Annotated in this window: 14 protein-coding genes and 1 tRNA gene; 6 read left to right on the forward strand and 9 right to left on the reverse strand. The window is 54.9% G+C overall.

What is annotated here, in order from left to right; genetic code table 11:
* Nucleotides 1-29 precede the first annotated feature (29 nt).
* From FGU71_RS12515 to hflX, 4 genes are all read left to right on the forward strand, one after another.
* Complete coding sequence (locus FGU71_RS12515; protein WP_142788878.1) at nt 30-2255, forward strand: sensor histidine kinase; 2226 nt, start codon at nt 30-32, stop codon at nt 2253-2255.
* A gap of 45 nt (nt 2256-2300) precedes the next feature.
* Nucleotides 2301-3689 (forward strand): nitrogen assimilation response regulator NtrX, encoded by a 1389-nt coding sequence (gene ntrX / locus FGU71_RS12520; RefSeq protein WP_142788879.1) that lies wholly within the window; start codon nt 2301-2303, stop codon nt 3687-3689.
* A gap of 158 nt (nt 3690-3847) precedes the next feature.
* Nucleotides 3848-4423: an RNA chaperone Hfq gene (hfq, locus tag FGU71_RS12525; protein ID WP_142788880.1), complete on the forward strand. Its 576-nt coding sequence runs from the start codon at nt 3848-3850 to the stop codon at nt 4421-4423.
* A gap of 17 nt (nt 4424-4440) precedes the next feature.
* Nucleotides 4441-5745, forward strand: coding sequence for a GTPase HflX (hflX, locus tag FGU71_RS12530; protein WP_142788881.1), 1305 nt, complete (start codon nt 4441-4443; stop codon nt 5743-5745).
* On the opposite strand, the gene mazG is transcribed toward hflX, so the two are convergent.
* The 9 genes from mazG to FGU71_RS12570 all read right to left on the reverse strand — a co-directional run bounded on the left by mazG (nt 5734) and on the right by FGU71_RS12570 (nt 13767).
* Nucleotides 5734-6525, reverse strand: coding sequence for a nucleoside triphosphate pyrophosphohydrolase (gene mazG, locus FGU71_RS12535; RefSeq protein ID WP_142788882.1), 792 nt, complete (start codon nt 6523-6525; stop codon nt 5734-5736). The two genes, hflX and mazG, sit on opposite strands and share 12 nt — an antisense overlap.
* 70 nt (nt 6526-6595) lie before the next feature.
* Entirely contained in the window at nt 6596-6763 is a 168-nt protein-coding gene (locus tag FGU71_RS14140) for a hypothetical protein (protein ID WP_185960291.1), read from the reverse strand.
* The gene (locus tag FGU71_RS12540; protein ID WP_142788883.1) at nt 6760-7542 is read right to left on the reverse strand and encodes an MBL fold metallo-hydrolase; all 783 of its coding nucleotides are present in this window, start codon (nt 7540-7542) and stop codon (nt 6760-6762) included. Before FGU71_RS12540 ends, FGU71_RS14140 begins: the two co-directional genes overlap by 4 nt.
* Nucleotides 7539-8315, reverse strand: a complete 777-nt coding sequence (locus FGU71_RS12545; protein WP_142789135.1) for a TatD family hydrolase — start codon at nt 8313-8315, stop codon at nt 7539-7541. Before FGU71_RS12545 ends, FGU71_RS12540 begins: the two co-directional genes overlap by 4 nt.
* On the reverse strand, nt 8315-9889 hold the full coding sequence (metG, locus tag FGU71_RS12550; protein WP_142788884.1) for a methionine--tRNA ligase: 1575 nt from the start codon (nt 9887-9889) through the stop codon (nt 8315-8317). The genes FGU71_RS12545 and metG overlap by 1 nt, the downstream gene beginning before the upstream one ends.
* A complete protein-coding gene (locus FGU71_RS12555) occupies nt 9882-10847 on the reverse strand; it encodes a DNA polymerase III subunit (RefSeq protein ID WP_142788885.1) in 966 nt (321 codons plus the stop codon). Before FGU71_RS12555 ends, metG begins: the two co-directional genes overlap by 8 nt.
* Nucleotides 10847-11512, reverse strand: coding sequence for a dTMP kinase (gene tmk / locus FGU71_RS12560; RefSeq protein ID WP_142788886.1), 666 nt, complete (start codon nt 11510-11512; stop codon nt 10847-10849). Before tmk ends, FGU71_RS12555 begins: the two co-directional genes overlap by 1 nt.
* A complete protein-coding gene (locus FGU71_RS12565) occupies nt 11509-12684 on the reverse strand; it encodes a D-alanyl-D-alanine carboxypeptidase family protein (RefSeq protein WP_234035744.1) in 1176 nt (391 codons plus the stop codon). The genes tmk and FGU71_RS12565 overlap by 4 nt, the downstream gene beginning before the upstream one ends.
* 48 nt (nt 12685-12732) lie before the next feature.
* Nucleotides 12733-13767 (reverse strand): lytic murein transglycosylase, encoded by a 1035-nt coding sequence (locus tag FGU71_RS12570; RefSeq protein ID WP_142788887.1) that lies wholly within the window; start codon nt 13765-13767, stop codon nt 12733-12735.
* An 89-nt stretch (nt 13768-13856) separates the two neighbouring features.
* Between FGU71_RS12570 and FGU71_RS12575 the strand changes: the two genes are divergently transcribed.
* Together FGU71_RS12575 and FGU71_RS12580 are read left to right on the forward strand one after the other, a co-directional pair.
* Nucleotides 13857-13946 (forward strand) — tRNA-Ser (locus FGU71_RS12575).
* Between the two features lie 360 nt (nt 13947-14306).
* Nucleotides 14307-17191 (forward strand): S8 family serine peptidase (locus tag FGU71_RS12580; RefSeq protein ID WP_142788888.1); only part of this gene is annotated, 2885 nt, incomplete at its 3' end.

Below are 17191 nucleotides of genomic sequence, written 5' to 3' on the forward strand. Positions count from 1 at the left end.
TGCAACAGTGTCGTTGTAACTGTGTCACTATGGAAGCCGCCATCACCAAAACTCGGGCACATTCGCCCCGTCAGTCCCCCCGTTGGTGGCGGCGATATGTGGTGGCTTCACGCCGGGCGAATGTATTTCGGCTGCTAGAAATTCTGGCGGTTATCGCTTTGGTCGGCGCGTTAGTTGCAAACTATCTGATCTATTCAAATGATCCGGGCGAGGGCGATCTGCTGCCGACGATGCAGGTGTCTCTGCTTCTCGTTGCGGTGCTGGTTCCGGCGATGGGTCTTCTGATTTTGATAGGCCGCAGGTTGGCGCTCAAACGCGCAGCCGGAAGCACCGCGCGTTTGCACGTCCGGTTGGTGTTTTTCTTTTCGATGGTGGCTGCTGTTCCGACTCTGCTAGTAGCAGGGTTCGCTGCGTTTCTGTTTCAGACCGGTGTCGATTTCTGGTTCTCTGATGAATCGCGCGGCCTGATGGAAAACGCAAATGAACTGGCTCAAAGTTATTACGACGCAAACCAGCGTGATGTGCAGCAAGAAACCATCACGATGGCAAGTGATATGCGCTATATTCTCGAACGGGTCCCTTTAACTGACAGCGACTTTCCCGATTTTTATGCGCTTCAGGCTCAAGGTCGTGAAATCTCAGAGAGCGCGATCCTGCAGCGGCTGGATGACGGTTCACTACGCACTGCAGCGATTATGAACCTGTTGGAGGACAACCGGCCACTGGAGTTCAGCGAGAATGCTCTCGTCCAATTGGATGCCGGAGAACTCGTGGTAGTCGATGGCAGTCCTGATCGGATCGCAGCGCTTGCTCCGATCGATCTGGATAGCGGTATTTACCTCTACAATGCGCGCAACACCGAAGCATCCATGTTCAATTCGTGGTCCAGCGCCCAAGCGATTTCGACTGCTTATGAAACACTTTCGAAGGATGCGCGTACGCTGCAATTGCGTTTCAACATTGCGCTGGTCGCGATCAGCCTACTGCTTGTCGGGCTTGCCGTGTGGTTCGCACTAAAATTTGCGGATCGTCAGGTCGAACCGCTCACCGATCTCGTCGCAGCAGCGCGGTCAGTCGGGCAGGGCAACTTCGCATTGCGCGTTGAGGGGCGAACAGGTGCCGATGAAATTGGTTTGCTCAACCGCGCGTTCAATCGCATGACCGCTCAGCTAGAGAAACAAACCGACGCGCTGGTCAGCGCAAACCGACAGATTGATGATCGCCGTGCCTTTACCGAGGCAGTGCTGGAATCCGTCACGGCCGGAGTTGTTTCAATTGATGCCGATAATCGGATATTGCTGATGAATGGTTCGGCGCAAAGCCTGCTGGCGCTGGGCGATGATGATGATCTTATCGGCAAATCGTTTCTCGAACTGTCTCCCGAAATCAGCCAAATGATCCGAGAAGGGCAGAATAGCGCTATCGTAGGACATGCGAAGGGCAACGAATTGCTCACGCTCGCGGTCAAAATCAAACCCGGTTCAAGTGGCAGCGTGATCACGTTTGAGGACATAACTCGCCAGCTGTTAAACCAGAGGCAAGCGGCCTGGTCTGATGTTGCTCGGCGGATTGCGCACGAAATCAAAAATCCGCTTACACCGATCCAGCTCGCAACAGAGCGGTTGAAACGGCGGTATCGAAAGCAAGTGGCTGAGGAGGACGGCGAACTCTTTGATGAGTTGACGAGCACAATTGTGCGGCAAGTCGGCGATTTGCGGAAAATGGTCGACGAGTTTTCATCATTTGCGCGATTGCCAAAGCCAGTTTTCCGCAGCGAAGACGCTGTTGATCTGGTGCGTCAAGCGGTCTTTCTTCAGGAAGTCGCCCATTCCGGTATCGAATTCACCGTCTCCTCTGAGAGTTTGGATTCCCGCATGATCTGCTGTGACCGTCACCAGTTGGGACAGGCGATGACCAACATTCTGAAGAATGCTGTGGAAGCTATCGAAACACGGACAAACGATGAGGCGGATGAATATGCTGGCCGAATTGCTGTCGTCATGAAAAACAGCCGCACCGCGCTTTCCATCGTTGTCGAAGATAACGGCATCGGCCTCCCGAGCGAGCGTGACCGGATCACAGAACCTTATATGACCACTCGTGAGAAGGGCACCGGGCTAGGCCTGGCGATCGTAAACAAGATTGTCGAAGAGCATGGCGGCGATATGAGTTTTGCCAGCGCGGATGGCGGCGGAACGATCGTCAAACTCCGCTTTGCCCGCGACCCTCAAATCACGGAAAGTGAGCTGGGATGACCCCTGAATTGCAGCTGCAAATACCCCAAACCCTAGGAACCTCTGATGGCGCTTGATATCCTGATCGTAGATGATGAACGCGACATTCGTGAACTCGTCTCTGGCGTGCTTGGCGATGAAGGTTATGAATGCCGGACAGCCGCCGAAAGCACCAGCGCGCTGGCGGCAGTTGATGAACGCCGGCCCAGCTTGGTCTTGTTGGATGTGTGGCTGCACGGAAGCGAGATGGACGGACTTGAACTGCTTGATGCGATCAAGGTTCGCGAACCAGATCTTCCCGTGATTATCTTTTCAGGGCACGGCAATATCGACACGGCCGTTTCTGCGGTGAGCCGCGGAGCGATGGATTTTATTGAAAAGCCGTTTGAAGCCGAGCGGCTTTTGATGCTGGTTGAAAGAGCCACCGAAACAGAGCGGCTTCGTCGTGAAAATCATCGCTTGCGCGATAGCAATTGGAACAGCGCCGAATTTACCGGAAATTCCCCCTCCATCAACGCGGTACGAGCCACCCTGAAACGGGTTGCCAATACCGGAAGCCGTGTATTGATCTCGGGACCGGCTGGCGCGGGTAAAGAAGTCGCGGCCCGGTTGCTCCACGCCTGGAGCGGCAGGGCTGAACACGCATTCGTGTTGGTGAATTCTGCGAGGATTACGCCGGAGCGGTTTGAACAGGAATTGTTCGGTGAAGAGGCGGACGGAAAGCAGGTCCGTCCCGGATTGTTGGAATTGGCTGACGGCGGCACTCTGTACCTCGATGAGGTGGCCGATATGCCGCTTTCAACCCAGGCGCGGATCCTGCGCGTGCTGACCGAACAAAGCTTCGTAAGGGTAGGGGGCACCCGCCAAATCGGTGTTGATGTCCGTGTCGTTTCATCAACCACCCGCGATCTTGCGTCGGAGATGGAAGAGAAACGGTTCCGTGAAGACCTGTTCTACAGATTGAATGTTGTACCGGTAACCATCCCTTCTCTCGCCGAACGGCGCGATGACATTCCAGCGTTGGCAGAACATTTCTTCACGCGGTATTCAACTGATCAAGGTATTTCGCCGCCGGAAATTTCCGAAGAGGCGATGGCGGCATTGCAGGCCTATGACTGGCCGGGGAATGTACGCCAATTGCGCAATGTGGTTGAGCGGACCATCATCATGACCCCGCGCGACCGGCTTACCATTGTTGAAACCGATATGCTGCCCGGCGAAATCACAGGCGGTAAACTGGCCAGCGCCGGTCAAGGTTTTACCGCCATGATGGGCGTCCCGCTGCGAGAAGCGCGTGAGAGTTTCGAGCGCGAATATCTGGCAATCCAGATCAGACGGTTTTCCGGCAATATCTCCAAAACCGCGACATTTATCGGGATGGAACGATCAGCCTTGCATAGAAAATTGAAATTGCTCGGAATGGCGGAAAGGCGCGATAGTGCCCGAAAAGAATAGGGCCAGACTTAAAACTTTCTGATTTTTCAAAAATTCAAGCATTGCCGCACAGCTCCGCAATCGCCATTATGGGTCTAGACATAGCAAACGGGTGGGCTGTTTGATTGTGTCTGCACCGCGGACCGTAATGGCGGCCGCCAATAATTGGAGCATGAAACATGTCGAACGGACGGACTCTCTCTCCTCGTCCAGAAAGCAGCAGTGATAATGCACCGGCGGAACGCGGCGGAAGCCAGCGACCAACGGGCAAAGGAAACCTTCAGGATGCATTCCTGAATTTGCTGCGAAGAAACAAAACCCCAGTCACGATGTTCCTTGTTAAAGGCGTGAAGCTGCAAGGTATTGTCACCTGGTTTGATAATTTTTCGATCCTGCTGCGCCGCGATGGGCAGTCTCAATTGGTCTATAAGCATGCAATCTCAACGATTATGCCAGGCCAACCGTTAGACGCTGAACAATTTGCAAATCGCCCCGGAAACAAGAAACAACCCCTGCTTCAGGACATATTCCTTGAGCGTGTCAGCGATGCGCGCGTTCAGGTGACGATGTTCCTTGTAAACGGTGTAATGCTACAAGGGCGCCTCGCAGCCTATGATCTGTTCTGCATGTTGTTAGAACGCGACGGAGCAGTCCAGCTGGCTTACAAACATGCGGTATCGACCATTCAACCAGTCAGTCATGTCGATTTGAGCAGTGACGGTTTTGAAGATGATGATGATGGGATTGAAGACTGAGCTTCGATGATGATCTGATGGACGAGGTAACCCGCGGAGCGCGGGCCCTTGTATTATGTCCGGACATACGATCCTTACGTTATGATCTTGATGCTCGCGAAAGGCTTGAAGAGGCTCAAGGCCTAGCCCTGGCCATTAGCGTGGTTATTGCCCATTCTGAAATCCTTCCGATCCGTCAAATGCAGCCCAACACCTTGTTCGGTTCCGGTCAGGTTCAAAACATTGCGACGCTGTGTGAATTGCACGAATGTGAATTGGTCGTGGTCGACGGGGCTCTGACCCCGATCCAGCAGCGCAATTTGGAAGAAACTCTCAAACGCAAGGTCATCGATCGAACCGGACTGATCCTGGAGATATTCGGAGAACGTGCGGCGACGGCAGAAGGTCGCCTGCAAGTTGAACTTGCGCACCTCGATTACCAACAGAGCCGATTGGTGCGAAGCTGGACCCATCTTGAAAGGCAGCGCGGCGGCTTTGGCTTCCTCGGCGGGCCGGGTGAAACGCAAATCGAAGCTGACAGGCGCATGATCCGGCAACGCATGAGCCGCCTGCGCAGAGAGCTGGAGCAGGTCCGCAAAACGCGCGCGCTGCACCGCGAACGCAGGGGCAGGGCACCGTGGCCCGTGATCGCCCTGGTTGGCTACACCAATGCTGGAAAATCCACCTTGTTCAATCGCCTGACCGGCGCTGATGTGATGGCAGAAGACCTGCTTTTCGCGACGCTTGATCCGACAATGCGCGCGATCAGTCTGGCGGGAGTGGAAAAGGCGATTCTTTCTGACACGGTCGGCTTCATTTCTGACCTACCAACGCAGCTGGTCGCAGCGTTTCGGGCGACTTTGGAAGAAGTGACCGGAGCCGATATAATTTGTCACGTTCGCGACATGTCAAACCCAGCCCACGCTGCCCAGAAAAAACAGGTGATGGACGTTCTGGCCGATCTGGACGTCGTCGACCGAGAAACTGGCCATAGTGAAATTCCAATTCTCGAAATTTGGAACAAGGCCGATCTTTTGGATGAAGGCCGCGCCGCCGAACTGGCAGAGGCCGCCGCCGCGCAGGACGCTGTGCTAATTTCGGCATCAACCGGTGCAGGGTTGGATGATTTCTCCGCCAGAATTGCCGAAATGCTGACGGCGACAGCCAAAGAAGTAACTGTGACAATCCCGGCGAGTGACGGGCGGAAGCTCGCATGGCTTCATGCTCATGGTGATGTCTTGTCAGACGAAGAAGCCGGGGAAGGGGAGCAGGGCCCGATGCGAAAGATTACCGTGCGCCTTAACCCTAAGGAATTGGGACAGTATCGCAGTTTAGGCCTTTGAATTTTCGTCTTTTTTGACGGTTTGCCAAAGCGCCTCTTTATCAGCAAGAGAAAGGTCGGCAAAGCCGCTTCCAGCAAGAGCTTCCATCGCGACAAACCGTCGTTCAAATTTACGATTGGCAGCTTTTAACGCATCTTCGGCAGAGATATCGTGCGCTCGTAGATAATTGACCACTGCGAATAATAGGTCTCCTGCCTCTTCAATCTCATTCTCTTGTGAGCTGGCAGATTTAAGCTCTTCAATTTCTTCGTATATTTTGGCTTCTGAGCCCGATGAATCAGGCCAGTCAAATCCGGTCCTCGCTGCTCGTTTTTGCAGCTTCTGGGCGCGCATTAAGGCTGGCAGCGCAATCGCAACCCCGTCTAATGCGCTGGTCGCGCCTTTCTCTTTGCGCTCAACCTCCTTGAGGTTTTCCCATCGGGCTTCGCCCATGGTTCCCGTCTCATCGCCGAAGATGTGCGGATGCCGGGCCTCCATTTTATCACTGATGCCGCGCGCGACATCATCGAATCCAAATTGTCCGGCCTCGTCAGCCATTTGCGCGTGGAAAACGACCTGGAACAGCAGATCGCCAAGTTCAGAGCGCAGTTCGGCCATATCTTCGCGCTTAATCGCGTCAGCGACTTCGTAAGCTTCTTCGATTGTGTACGGCGCGATGCTTGCAAAGTTTTGCGCTCGGTCCCAATCGCAGCCTTGGGTTGGATCGCGCAGAGTAGCCATGATTGCGAGCAATCGTTCAATCTGGGAGGCTTTGTCGTTTAGTGGGGCACCCTCACTCATAGCTCACCTTAAGATTGATAATATATATTATGTTAAATTAACACTGAGACGACGGAAGTAACGGCACACGTCACATCAGCAACCCAACCAGCAAAAATGCGCCTCCGAATATCGCAATCCAGATCAAAGCCATTCTTAAAGCTTTATTCCAGCCAAGACGATACGATGCAAAGGCACTGCCAGCGATAAGCAACCAACCGATCAGAGACACCAAGGATATAATGGCCATATCGGTCATGCTTGCATCTCCAAACCGTCATATCCAACCGTCACAAAATCCGGCACTTCGCTGACCAAAGTCTGATAATCCATACTCTTGTCCAGATGGCTCAACACGAGACGTTTAACGCCGCAGCGCTCCGCCAATTCGATAGCCATGGCCAGATGCGCATGCGTTGGATGCGGATCACGGCGCAGGCAATCACTTACCAGAATATCGACGCCGTCATACAAATCGACCATGTCATCGGAAATTGCGCTAAAATCTGTTGCATAAGCAATTGATTTACCATCACATTCAAAACGGTAACCAGTGGTCTCTCCCGGCCCGTGCTCCATCTGGCACGCTTCGACGCCGAACCCAGCCACGATACGGAGCCGCTCAAGGGTATCGAGGCTTATGATAGTCGGATACCCGTCTTGCCCCGCAAACACATAACCAAAGCGTTGCCGCAAACGCCGCACGGTTTCTGTTGAGGCATAGCCGGGGATCGGCCCGCCGCGTCCATATCGCATGACACGAAGATCATCGATGCCATGGCAGTGATCGGCGTGATCGTGGGTCCAGAATACCGCATCAATTGAAGGGATCTTGTTTGCCAGCAATTGCGCACGGCAATCGCTCGACGTGTCGATTAGCAACCGTTTCCCCGCATTGCTTTCGACAAGAATGGAAACCCGCGTTCGGCGATTGCGTGGTTCGTTCGGGTCGCAATCGCCCCAGTCACCAGTTCCATCCGGTCCGCCAACCCGCGGCACACCCGTGGACGTACCCGAACCGAGCATAATAAACTTCACAGCATCGCCTTAGTGAAAAGTTCCTCAAAATTGCGGGTTGTCGCATCGGCCAATTGCTGCGGATCAACGCCTCGCAATTCTGCGATAAACCTCGCTGTATCTGCGACAAAAGCTGGCTCGCATGGCTTTCCGCGATGCGGCACTGGAGCCAAAAACGGACTATCTGTTTCGACCAGCAATCGCCCTTCCGGAACGCCTTTGGCAGTTTCCTGCAGATCCTTTGCATTCTTGAACGTCACAATGCCTGAAATTGAAATTGTCAGACCAAGATCAAGCACTTTTCTGCCAAAGCTCTCAGAAGCTGTGAAGCAATGGATGAGCGCAGGAAACGTCCCCTTCTCCATTTCTTCGGACAGGATTTGATAGGTATCATCTTCGGCATCGCGCGTGTGAATGATCACCGGCAATCCGGTTTCACGCGCCACATCGATATGCATCCGGAACAGCTTTGCCTGCGTTACCCGGTCCGAATGTTCATAGAAATAGTCGAGGCCGGTCTCACCGATACCGATTACCTTGGGATTTTCTGTCGCGGCGAGCAGCACCCCCCTGCCCAGGTCTTCATGACTGTCAGCCTCATGAGGATGGATCCCGACGCTTGCAAAAACATCCACTTCACGGGTGGCGGTATCAACCACTTGTTCCCACTCGCTTTTCTTCGTCGAGATATTGAGAAAAGCACCAACGCCGGCGGCCCGTGCACGGGACAAGACACCCTGTTGATCCTCGACCAATCCCTTATATTCGAGATGGCAGTGGCTATCGATCAGCATCACGCACCCTCTTCTTGCTCAGGCAGCTCTAACCTCGGAAAGATCGGCGTGGGTTTCGCGACCACAAATCCGGAGTTTACCAAGCGTTGATACCACGCACTATCGGCCAGCGCCGCGTAATCGCGGGCTGTTTCAGGAATACCAAGCTGGTCGAGCAGATTGGCTGATTTCTCGGGTACCACGGGCTGGATAGCAATACCAAGATCGCGCAATGCAACGAACAGCGTCTGCAATACAACGTTCATTCGCGCCGGATCAGTCTTTTTGAGCGTCCATGGAGCCTGCTCATCAACATATTGGTTGCACGCATAAACGGCCTTAATCCATGCTTCGATGCCGACTGAAAATGAGAGTTTTTCAAACTCTGCGGGCACCTCTACGGCACAAGCCTGCCGGACGGTATCCAGCAATGCCTGATCCGCGGGCAGAGGATCAAATGCGGACAGCTTCCCGTCCATATTCTTGGCGATCATAGATAGGGTGCGCTGCGCGAGGTTGCCGAAACTGTTCGCCAATTCCGCGTTCGCGCGGGTCACAATCGCTTCGGGTGAATAGCTTCCATCTTGGCCAAACGCGACTTCGCGCAGAAGGAAATACCGAAGCGCATCAACGCCAAATTTTTCTGCTAATTCAAGCGGATCAGTAACATTGCCAAGAGATTTTGACTCTTTCTGACCGCGATTGAGCAGAAAACCGTGTCCGAACACCTTTTGCGGCGTCGGCAAATCGGCACTCATCAAGAATGCTGGCCAGTAGACCGTATGAAAACGCACAATATCCTTGCCGATGATGTGGAGGCTGGCTGGCCAGAATTCGGCCATTTCCTCTGTGTCATCAGGAAAGCCCAGACCGGTGAGATAATTGGTGAGCGCATCGACCCAGACATACATCACGTGATCTTCGCTGCCCGGCACCTTTACGCCCCAGTCGAAGCTGGTCCGGCTAACTGAAAGGTCGCGCAGCCCCTGCTCAACAAATGCGATCATTTCATTGCGCCGGCTCGCCGGTTCAAGAAAACCGGGCGTCCGAAGCAATTCGAGCAGCCGGTCCTGATATTTGGAAAGTTTGAAAAACCAGCTTTCTTCCACGGTCCATTCAACAGGAGTGCCCTGAGGAGAGAGCTTTGCCCCGCCCTCACCTTCGGTCAGTTCGCTTTCATCGTAATACGCTTCATCACGGACAGAGTACCAACCTTCATACCGATCAAGGTAAAGATCGCCGGCAGCCTCCATGCGCTGCCAGATGGCCTGACTGGCGGCATGATGGTCATCCTCGACCGTTCGGATAAACCGGTCATAAGATACGTTAAGTTCATCGCACATCTCGCGGAAATATCCTGACATTTCATCAGCCAGTTCGCGTGCTGTGCGGCCTTGCTCTTCCGCTTTGCGGGCCATTTTCAAGCCATGTTCATCGGTGCCGGTCTGAAACCGCACCTTGCGGCCCATCAGCCGTTGAAAGCGGGCGATCACATCAGTCGAAATTGCTTCGTATGCATGCCCGATATGCGGGCGCCCATTCGGGTAGCTAATCGCTGTTGTGACATAAAACGGAGAAGTGTTGTGGTCAGCCATTGGCGTGATCGCTAGCCGCGCTCGCGGAGCTAAGCAAGGTACCGATTTCCATCGCGAGCAGACTGTTATCGAAATTGTATGTCGGTGCCTGAGCCGCGAGTGTCACCAGCTCGCTGTGAACTTCGATCAATCGCCCTCGCCGTGCGGCTGTTCCATCCTGCCGCGCCTCACCCGCGACCAGAGCTTGAGCCAGTTCCAGAATGGCCTGCACACGCGATCTGTCTGCGCGCGGACCGATGGCTTTGCCAAGCTCTCCGCGAACCTGAAAATTGGCATCACCTTCTGTAAGGAGCCGCATAATTAAAGCCGCTATCGGCCCCATATCCTGCTCGACAAAGCGTAAGGCGGCGCCAAGGGAACCTTCGGCAGCGCGTATCGCCGCGTCCCGCGCCTGCGCGCTTGCTGATCCGGCATGCTGATCAAGCAGTCTTGAAAGGTCACCCTCGCTCAAAGTCGGAAACCGCAACAGGCGGCAGCGCGAACGGATCGTCGGCAAAAGGCGCGATGGCCGGTGCGTAATCAGCATGAAAAATGTGCCTTGGGGAGGCTCTTCAAGGCTTTTCAAAAGAGCATTGGATGCACTCGGCTCCATATCATCAGCCGGATCGATGATGATCGCGCGGCGCGCGCCCAGTGTCGGGCGCGTGTTCAATCGGCGCTGCATGTCCCTGATCTGCCCGACTGAAATGTTTCGTTTTACCTGATACGGTTTGCCGTCATCACGCTTTTTCTCTTCCTTTTCATCTTTGGGAAGATGCGTGAGATGGAGGATATCAGGATGATTGCCGGCCGGCTGATTGATCCCATCTTCGGCCACGAGTTCACGGGCTGCGGCATGTGCAAATTCGCGTTTTCCAAGACCGCTTTTGCCGGCCAGAATCCAGCCATGATGCATACGGGCACCGGATAAAGCGCGCCGCCACTCGCGCCAGGCATCATGATGGTTGGGCCAATCCATCAACTGGATACGGAAGCCAGCAAGGGCTTGACCGCATTCATCACATCTTGATGCACAGAATGGGGCTGAGCGCTGCCATCGATTACCGCAAATCCCGTTCGGTCGGCTTGCGCCAGGACGCTGAAACGCGATGCCACTTTGTGATGATATGCCGCGCTGCGACCGCCGATCGCGTCGGCTTGCCCGCCGTCGCGCTCGATCAATCGGCGGCCAAGCCTGTCGGCATCTACCTCTAGCAAGATGGTCAGATCGGGCCGTAATCCATCGCTGCCGAACTGGTGAAGATCGAGGATCGCCTGATCGCCCAAACCCCCTGCCCCGCCTTGATAGGCGCGACTGGAGTCCACAAACCGATCGCAGATGACCCAGGTTCCCGCCTCAAGTGCGGGGAGAATCCGTTTTTCAACATGGTCCGCCCTCGCCGCGGCGAACAACAGCGCTTCTGCCTTAAGGCTCCAGCCTGTGCCATGTTCGCCTGATGGTGGGTCAAGCAGGAGATTGCGAATGGCCTCGGCACCGGCGGTCCCGCCCGGCTCCCGGGTGACATCGACCCTAATACCCTTGGCCCGAAGGGCATCGGCCAACATCACAGCTTGCGTTGTTTTTCCTGCGCCTTCGCCCCCTTCAAAAGCGATAAAGCGGCCACGTAAATGCTCTCCGCTCATTCGAACCACCCCGTCACCCCATTATAAATTGTACGGAAAAATCCAGCAGTCTCAACACTCTGTTCGGCGAGCAGCGGGACCAATGCGGGCTTCATTCCCGGAACCGATATTCTCAATTTCCCGATCGGCTCACCTGCGTTGATGGGCGCGCGTAATGGCCCATCATAAATGACGCTGTAACTCACGCCATCTTCTGCCTCTCTTGGAATGTTCACGTATACTTGACGATCAGTGATCAGGTTTACAGACCGAGCATCGCCGCCCTGAACGCGGGCAGAGCCAACAATGACGCTTTTTTGCAAAAGTCGCTTTCTTTCAAAGGCTTCAAAACCCCATCGCATAAACTCTCGCGCCAGTTTGGCTCTCAATGCGTTGCGATCAACCCCGCCCAGAACCATAACCAGACGCTGACCGTTCTGCTTGGCTGATCCCAAAAATCCAAACCCCGCCTCGCTGGTGAAGCCTGTTTTAATGCCATCTGCTCCTGCGATTCTGCCCAGAATCGGGTCGCGGTTCACTTGAGTAATCCCGTTATAGGCAAAGCTGGGCTGGCCGATATATTCAGCGTAAAGTTTTGGATGACGCTCAATCATGGCTTTAGCCAAAAGAAACAGATCGTTCGCGGTCGTGAATGTACGGCCGTCATCAGGCCAACCGTTGGGCGTGCCAAAATGACTGTTGACCATTCCAAGCCGCCTGGCGGCGTTGTTCATTTCATCAAGCCAGGCAGGCACGGATCCGGCCAGCCCCGAAGCCAGAACGATGGATCCATCATTCGCCGAAACTGTAGCGATCCCTGTCAGCAATTCTGAAACGCGCACCTCGGCTTGTGGTGGAAGCAACATTGATGAGCCCTTCCCGAACCATTCGGTCGAAACGGCCTCGGGGACGATGATCGTGCTAGCCGGATCAAGGGTTCCGTTGGAGATCCGTTCGAACGCGACAAAAACGGTCATCGTCTTTGTTATGGATGCGGGCACAAACCGGCGGTTTTCGTTTCGCGCAAACAACACCTGCCCGGAAGTGACGTCGATCAACAAGGCGATCGGCGCTTCGTCTGCGGTCGGTACGGCTCCGCTGGAAGCTTTCTGTGCATGCGCCGGCTGCACGTGCAGAAATGCCGCAAAAGCGGTTGCCAGTATCAACCGGTGTATCAAAGCCGAAAAAGTCACCTTGGCGACATAGCTCTACGCCATTGCCTTGGCGAGACAGCGGCAAATTTAGTTCACGATTTCGTCAGCAAGCAGGCCAACGCTCATCGCATAATAATTTGAACAATTGTACTCGAGGATAACGCGGTAATTGCCGGTGAGCAGCCATGCCGGCTGACCGGGACCGTCCGGCTGAAACAAAGATACAAGCGTATCGGCCGGCAGTGATGTCTGCGGCTGAACCCCGAGCTCCCGCCATTCACGCACCGTTTTCCACTGGCTGTGGCGTTCATGCACGCGTGAACAGACCTGCGCGTTCAATTTGTTGCGGTAGGCATCAACGTCAAACCCGCCAGGAACATAAGCTCGCACACCCCAAGGCTGTCCGGTCCGCCATCCTGCATCGCGAAAATAGTTTGCGATTGATGCAAATGTGTCTGATCTATTTGAGAAGATGTTCGCCTGCCCATCCCCGTCTCCATCCGCGGCGAGGCGCAGGTAAACCGACGGCAGAAATTGCGGGTTGCCAAACGCGCCGGCATAGCTGCCGACCAATTGACTGCGCGAATACCCTTTATCAGCAACCTTCATCAAGGCAATGAATTCATTGGCAAATAAATCGCGCCGGCGGCCTTCCCAAGCCAAGGTTGCCAGGCTGCGGGAAAGATCGAAATTGCCTCGTATCTGTCCGTAGCTTGTTTCATGCCCGAAAATGGCGACGATCACTGATGCGGGAACGCCATATTCTGCCTCAACCGCTCTCAATACAGAGCGATTATCCCTGTACACCGACCGTCCGCCAGCAATCCGGGTCGAATTGACATGTGTTCGAATGTAGGGCGCGAGTGCAGGATACCCCCGGACAGTCGGTTTTCCCGGTTGCCCGCGATCAAGCCGGATGACGCGGTCATTCGGCGTTAGCCCCGCCGTCATACGCTGGATCGTTGCTTCGCTAACCCCTTCACCCCGCGCGCGCGCTTTCAACAGCTCCATATATGCATCAAAGGCAATCCCGTCTTGCGCCTGAGTTTGGGCCAATGCGGGTGGAACGGGGGCGGATAGTGCAGCAAAAGCAAGCGCTGCAAGGGCAATGCGTGTGATCATTTTTCCCATTTGTCACAACTTAGATGAATACCCAATATCCAAATGGAGGTGACAAGGGCGAAATGCCCCGTTAACAGGCTCCACTGCGCGGACAGGTGGCAGAGCGGTTGAATGCACCGGTCTTGAAAACCGGCAAGGGTGCAAGCCCTTCGTGGGTTCGAATCCCACCCTGTCCGCCAACTACCCTTCCAATTTCCTTTCGATGTCCGCGCCAAACTGCGGCGTTGTTTTCGGTGTAATCGGCCATGCTAACTGGTGGCCGGTGTGATTCGGAAAACCGCATCTCGACCCACAGATTTCCTAACGGGTAAGAATTGGGGGCAGATCGGCCAAGCGGGCGGTTTTACCAAAAATTAAGAATTGCGAGGCGCACCGCGCTGCCATTCCTGCCGCGGATAATCCCCTAGGCTGGCGTTCGCTGAGCCTTTGAAATTGTTACTATCTTAACCCTTCCGCTCAACGAAACACGAGAACCTCTTCGGCTATTACCGACGCATGATTGGTGCATTCAAAGCGCCCGCAAACAACGGATTGAAGCCATGAAGTCATTGTTCATCAACACCGCGACAGCAGCCGTCGCCATCTCGCTTGCCAGCACGGCGAGCGCGAGCGAGGCGCAGCCGTATGTGGCGCCCGAACTGGACACTATGCTGTTCGCCGAAAGCCCTTCGGTCGCCGCATCCTTCGAAAGTGACGCCAGCGCGAGTGAGACCATCGCTGCTGCAAACGTTCTACCCGTTACGCTCGGACCGGTAGATCCGGAATTCACCGGCCCGATCAGCGTACAAGAGAGCACCCAAGCATCAATCATGACTGCAGCCGCGCCACAGGCGTTGATTGATGCCGCGACGCGTTTTGATGCACCGGTTGGCATCGTCACCCTCGCATCCTCCGGGACGGTTTCCAGCGATGCCGTACCCGCCAATTTTGCAGACTACGCTCAATCCCTTTCAGGCGGCGGCGCGATCACTGCGCGAAGCATCGCCTCAAACGATGTCGATGCCTATTACGGAGACATTGACGCATTCTGGGGTGATATCGTTGCGTTCTATGGTGATATCAGCCCGTTCTGGGGCGACATCAGCCCGTTCTATGGCGACATCAGCCCGTTCTGGGGCGACATCAGCCCATTTTGGGGTGATATCAGCCCGTTCTGGGGTGATATTGATGCATTCTGGGGTGATATCGTCGCATTCGATCAGGCGAACCTTCAATCGATCGCTCAGTTCGGTCAGAATTATTCGTCGCAGATCACCACGATCGAAAATGAGTTCAACAGCATCCGGTACAATTTGGATGGTTCAATCATCCGTGACGGCGCGCCTGACAAAATGATGGCTGCTTTCGCGCAGCTCATTTCTATCGGTGAAGCGCAATATGGTTCTAAATACACTGCCAAAACAGGGCAGGATTTCGATCAGCTTGTGAATGAAGTGTTCGCTCGGCATGGTGCCGACGCAAATAACAAGGCGTCGATTGAGGCCCTTACCAAAGGCCAGCGCGCCCGGCTCTATCTCGATTTTCATGATACGCTAAACCAATATTCCGGGATCGATCATGTCGATCACTGGATGTCTACGGTCAATTGGACTCCGTCTATCAGCCAGATCCAGGGTTCCGGCGTCCAGACGATTGTCGGTGTGATCGATTCCGCATTCGGATCCAGCGCAGATCTTAACGATAATCTCGTCTACCAAGGTGGATATAACGACCAGCTCGAAGGCCACGGCTCCAGCGTTACCAGTCTGATCGTGGGCGCGCATGACGGCGAAGGCGTAATGGGCATTGCCCCGAACGCCCGCGTCGCTGCCTACAACCCATTCATGGTTGGGGGATCGCCTGAGTGGTATGATGTGATGTTGGGCATTTGGTCCATCAAAGGCCGTTCGTTCTTGAATACGATCACTGGCGATCCACAGCGTGCCAGCGTCATTAATCTGTCACTGGGCGAAGCCGGTTACGTTGTCTCTCCTGGTCTTGCAGCGGCACTTGATTGGAGCTGGGTAAAACCATTCGCCAACAGCACCGTTTATGTCATCGCCGCAGGTAATGATGGCATCAGCCAAACGCAGGATGTCAACTGGGGCTATACCGACACGGCAGCCTTGCTCGATTCGGATTACACTTCTCAGCAATCACTTTTGCTTGGTTTCCCAACAGGTACGGTAAGTGAAAGCACAACTGCTGCGATTTTTGTCGGGTCGGTGCGTCCGGACGGGACGATTTCCGATTTCTCGAACCGGCCAGGTGATGCCTGCCTTTTGAACAACGGTGTCTGCAACAGCGGCAATGAGTTGATGAACCGCTTCATCGTTGCGCCGGGCGAATTGCTGCTTGCCGATGACGGTCATGGCGGGTTGATCCGCCGTTCGGGTACGTCGTTTGCGGCCCCGCTGGTATCGGGCGCGATTGCGCTCTTGCATGATCGCTGGCCATGGCTCGCCAATAACCCGCATGAAACCGCGGATATCATCTTTCAATCGGCTCAGGATCTGGGCGCGCCGGGCGTAGACGCTGTTTACGGCCACGGACTGCTTGATGTGGCGGCGTCGCAATCGCCCCTCGATTTTGGCAACCTCAGCTACACATTCTACGAACGTAAAGGGAAAAGCTACCGCTCGTATGAAACAACGGCATCACAATTGCTTGGCTCTGGCGTGCCTAGCTATTGGGAAACAAGCGATGTCTATCTGACTGCGTTTGAAGATATCGGAGGCACCTTCCGCGACTTTGCAATTCCGATGTCGTCATTCACCTATGGCAAAAGCACCAATGCGCTTGGCAATGGGTATCAGAGGATGCAGGATTTTGTGTCGGATCGTTTTGCCAACTGGCTGCTTAGCAATGGCGCTGACCGGGATGGCGATGGCAAGCACGGCATCAGCCAGATACGCTCAAACTCCGCCGGTACAGACGGTCAATGGTCGATGCGCTTTGATGCCATCGCCCCGCAGTTCAGCGATGATGGCGCGATGCGTCCGGTGCACAACGCGGCAACGCTGGCTGATCCGTCAGGCACCATGTCCTTCACGCTCGGTCATGGTCAGGGCGCACTTGCCCTTGCCGGAAACAACTTTGGCATCATCAGCGATCACGATCATGAGACAGGCGGCGTAAACCCGGTCCTTGGTCTGGCTTCGGGTGAGACATTCGCCGGAGCAACCTATAGCCCGCTCAAGGCCACCACTCTCAGCGTCGGCTACAGCCAGCAACGCGAAGACTGGCGCGATCTCGACGGGGTCTCGGAAATCGAGCGCAACATCCAGCGCCAGCTCGGTGCCCGCGAAGCCGAAGCCCTGACAATCGGGGTCGAGCAAAAAGTAACCAAGAACCTGTCGGTCAACGCGCAGTACACGTATCTGCGTGAAGAAGATGCGGTTCTGGGCGCCCAAACCGGCAGCGCCGCGCTGCTCGGCGAAGGCTC

Source organism: Erythrobacter insulae (genome assembly GCF_007004095.1).
GTDB lineage: Bacteria > Pseudomonadota > Alphaproteobacteria > Sphingomonadales > Sphingomonadaceae > Erythrobacter > Erythrobacter insulae.

What these genes read in the sequence shown, in the direction of transcription:
- FGU71_RS12545 (WP_142789135.1), bottom strand. Translation starts at nt 8,315, where the DNA reads ATGCTGATCGATAGCCACTGCCATCTCGAATATAAGGGATTGGTCGAG.
- FGU71_RS12515 (WP_142788878.1), top strand. Translation starts at nt 30, where the DNA reads ATGGAAGCCGCCATCACCAAAACTCGGGCACATTCGCCCCGTCAGTCC.
- tmk (WP_142788886.1), bottom strand. Translation starts at nt 11,512, where the DNA reads ATGAGCGGAGAGCATTTACGTGGCCGCTTTATCGCTTTTGAAGGGGGC.
- FGU71_RS14140 (WP_185960291.1), bottom strand. Translation starts at nt 6,763, where the DNA reads ATGACCGATATGGCCATTATATCCTTGGTGTCTCTGATCGGTTGGTTG.
- FGU71_RS12570 (WP_142788887.1), bottom strand. Translation starts at nt 13,767, where the DNA reads ATGATCACACGCATTGCCCTTGCAGCGCTTGCTTTTGCTGCACTATCC.
- FGU71_RS12555 (WP_142788885.1), bottom strand. Translation starts at nt 10,847, where the DNA reads ATGGATTGGCCCAACCATCATGATGCCTGGCGCGAGTGGCGGCGCGCT.
- mazG (WP_142788882.1), bottom strand. Translation starts at nt 6,525, where the DNA reads ATGAGTGAGGGTGCCCCACTAAACGACAAAGCCTCCCAGATTGAACGA.
- ntrX (WP_142788879.1), top strand. Translation starts at nt 2,301, where the DNA reads ATGGCGCTTGATATCCTGATCGTAGATGATGAACGCGACATTCGTGAA.
- hflX (WP_142788881.1), top strand. Translation starts at nt 4,441, where the DNA reads ATGGACGAGGTAACCCGCGGAGCGCGGGCCCTTGTATTATGTCCGGAC.
- metG (WP_142788884.1), bottom strand. Translation starts at nt 9,889, where the DNA reads ATGGCTGACCACAACACTTCTCCGTTTTATGTCACAACAGCGATTAGC.
- hfq (WP_142788880.1), top strand. Translation starts at nt 3,848, where the DNA reads ATGTCGAACGGACGGACTCTCTCTCCTCGTCCAGAAAGCAGCAGTGAT.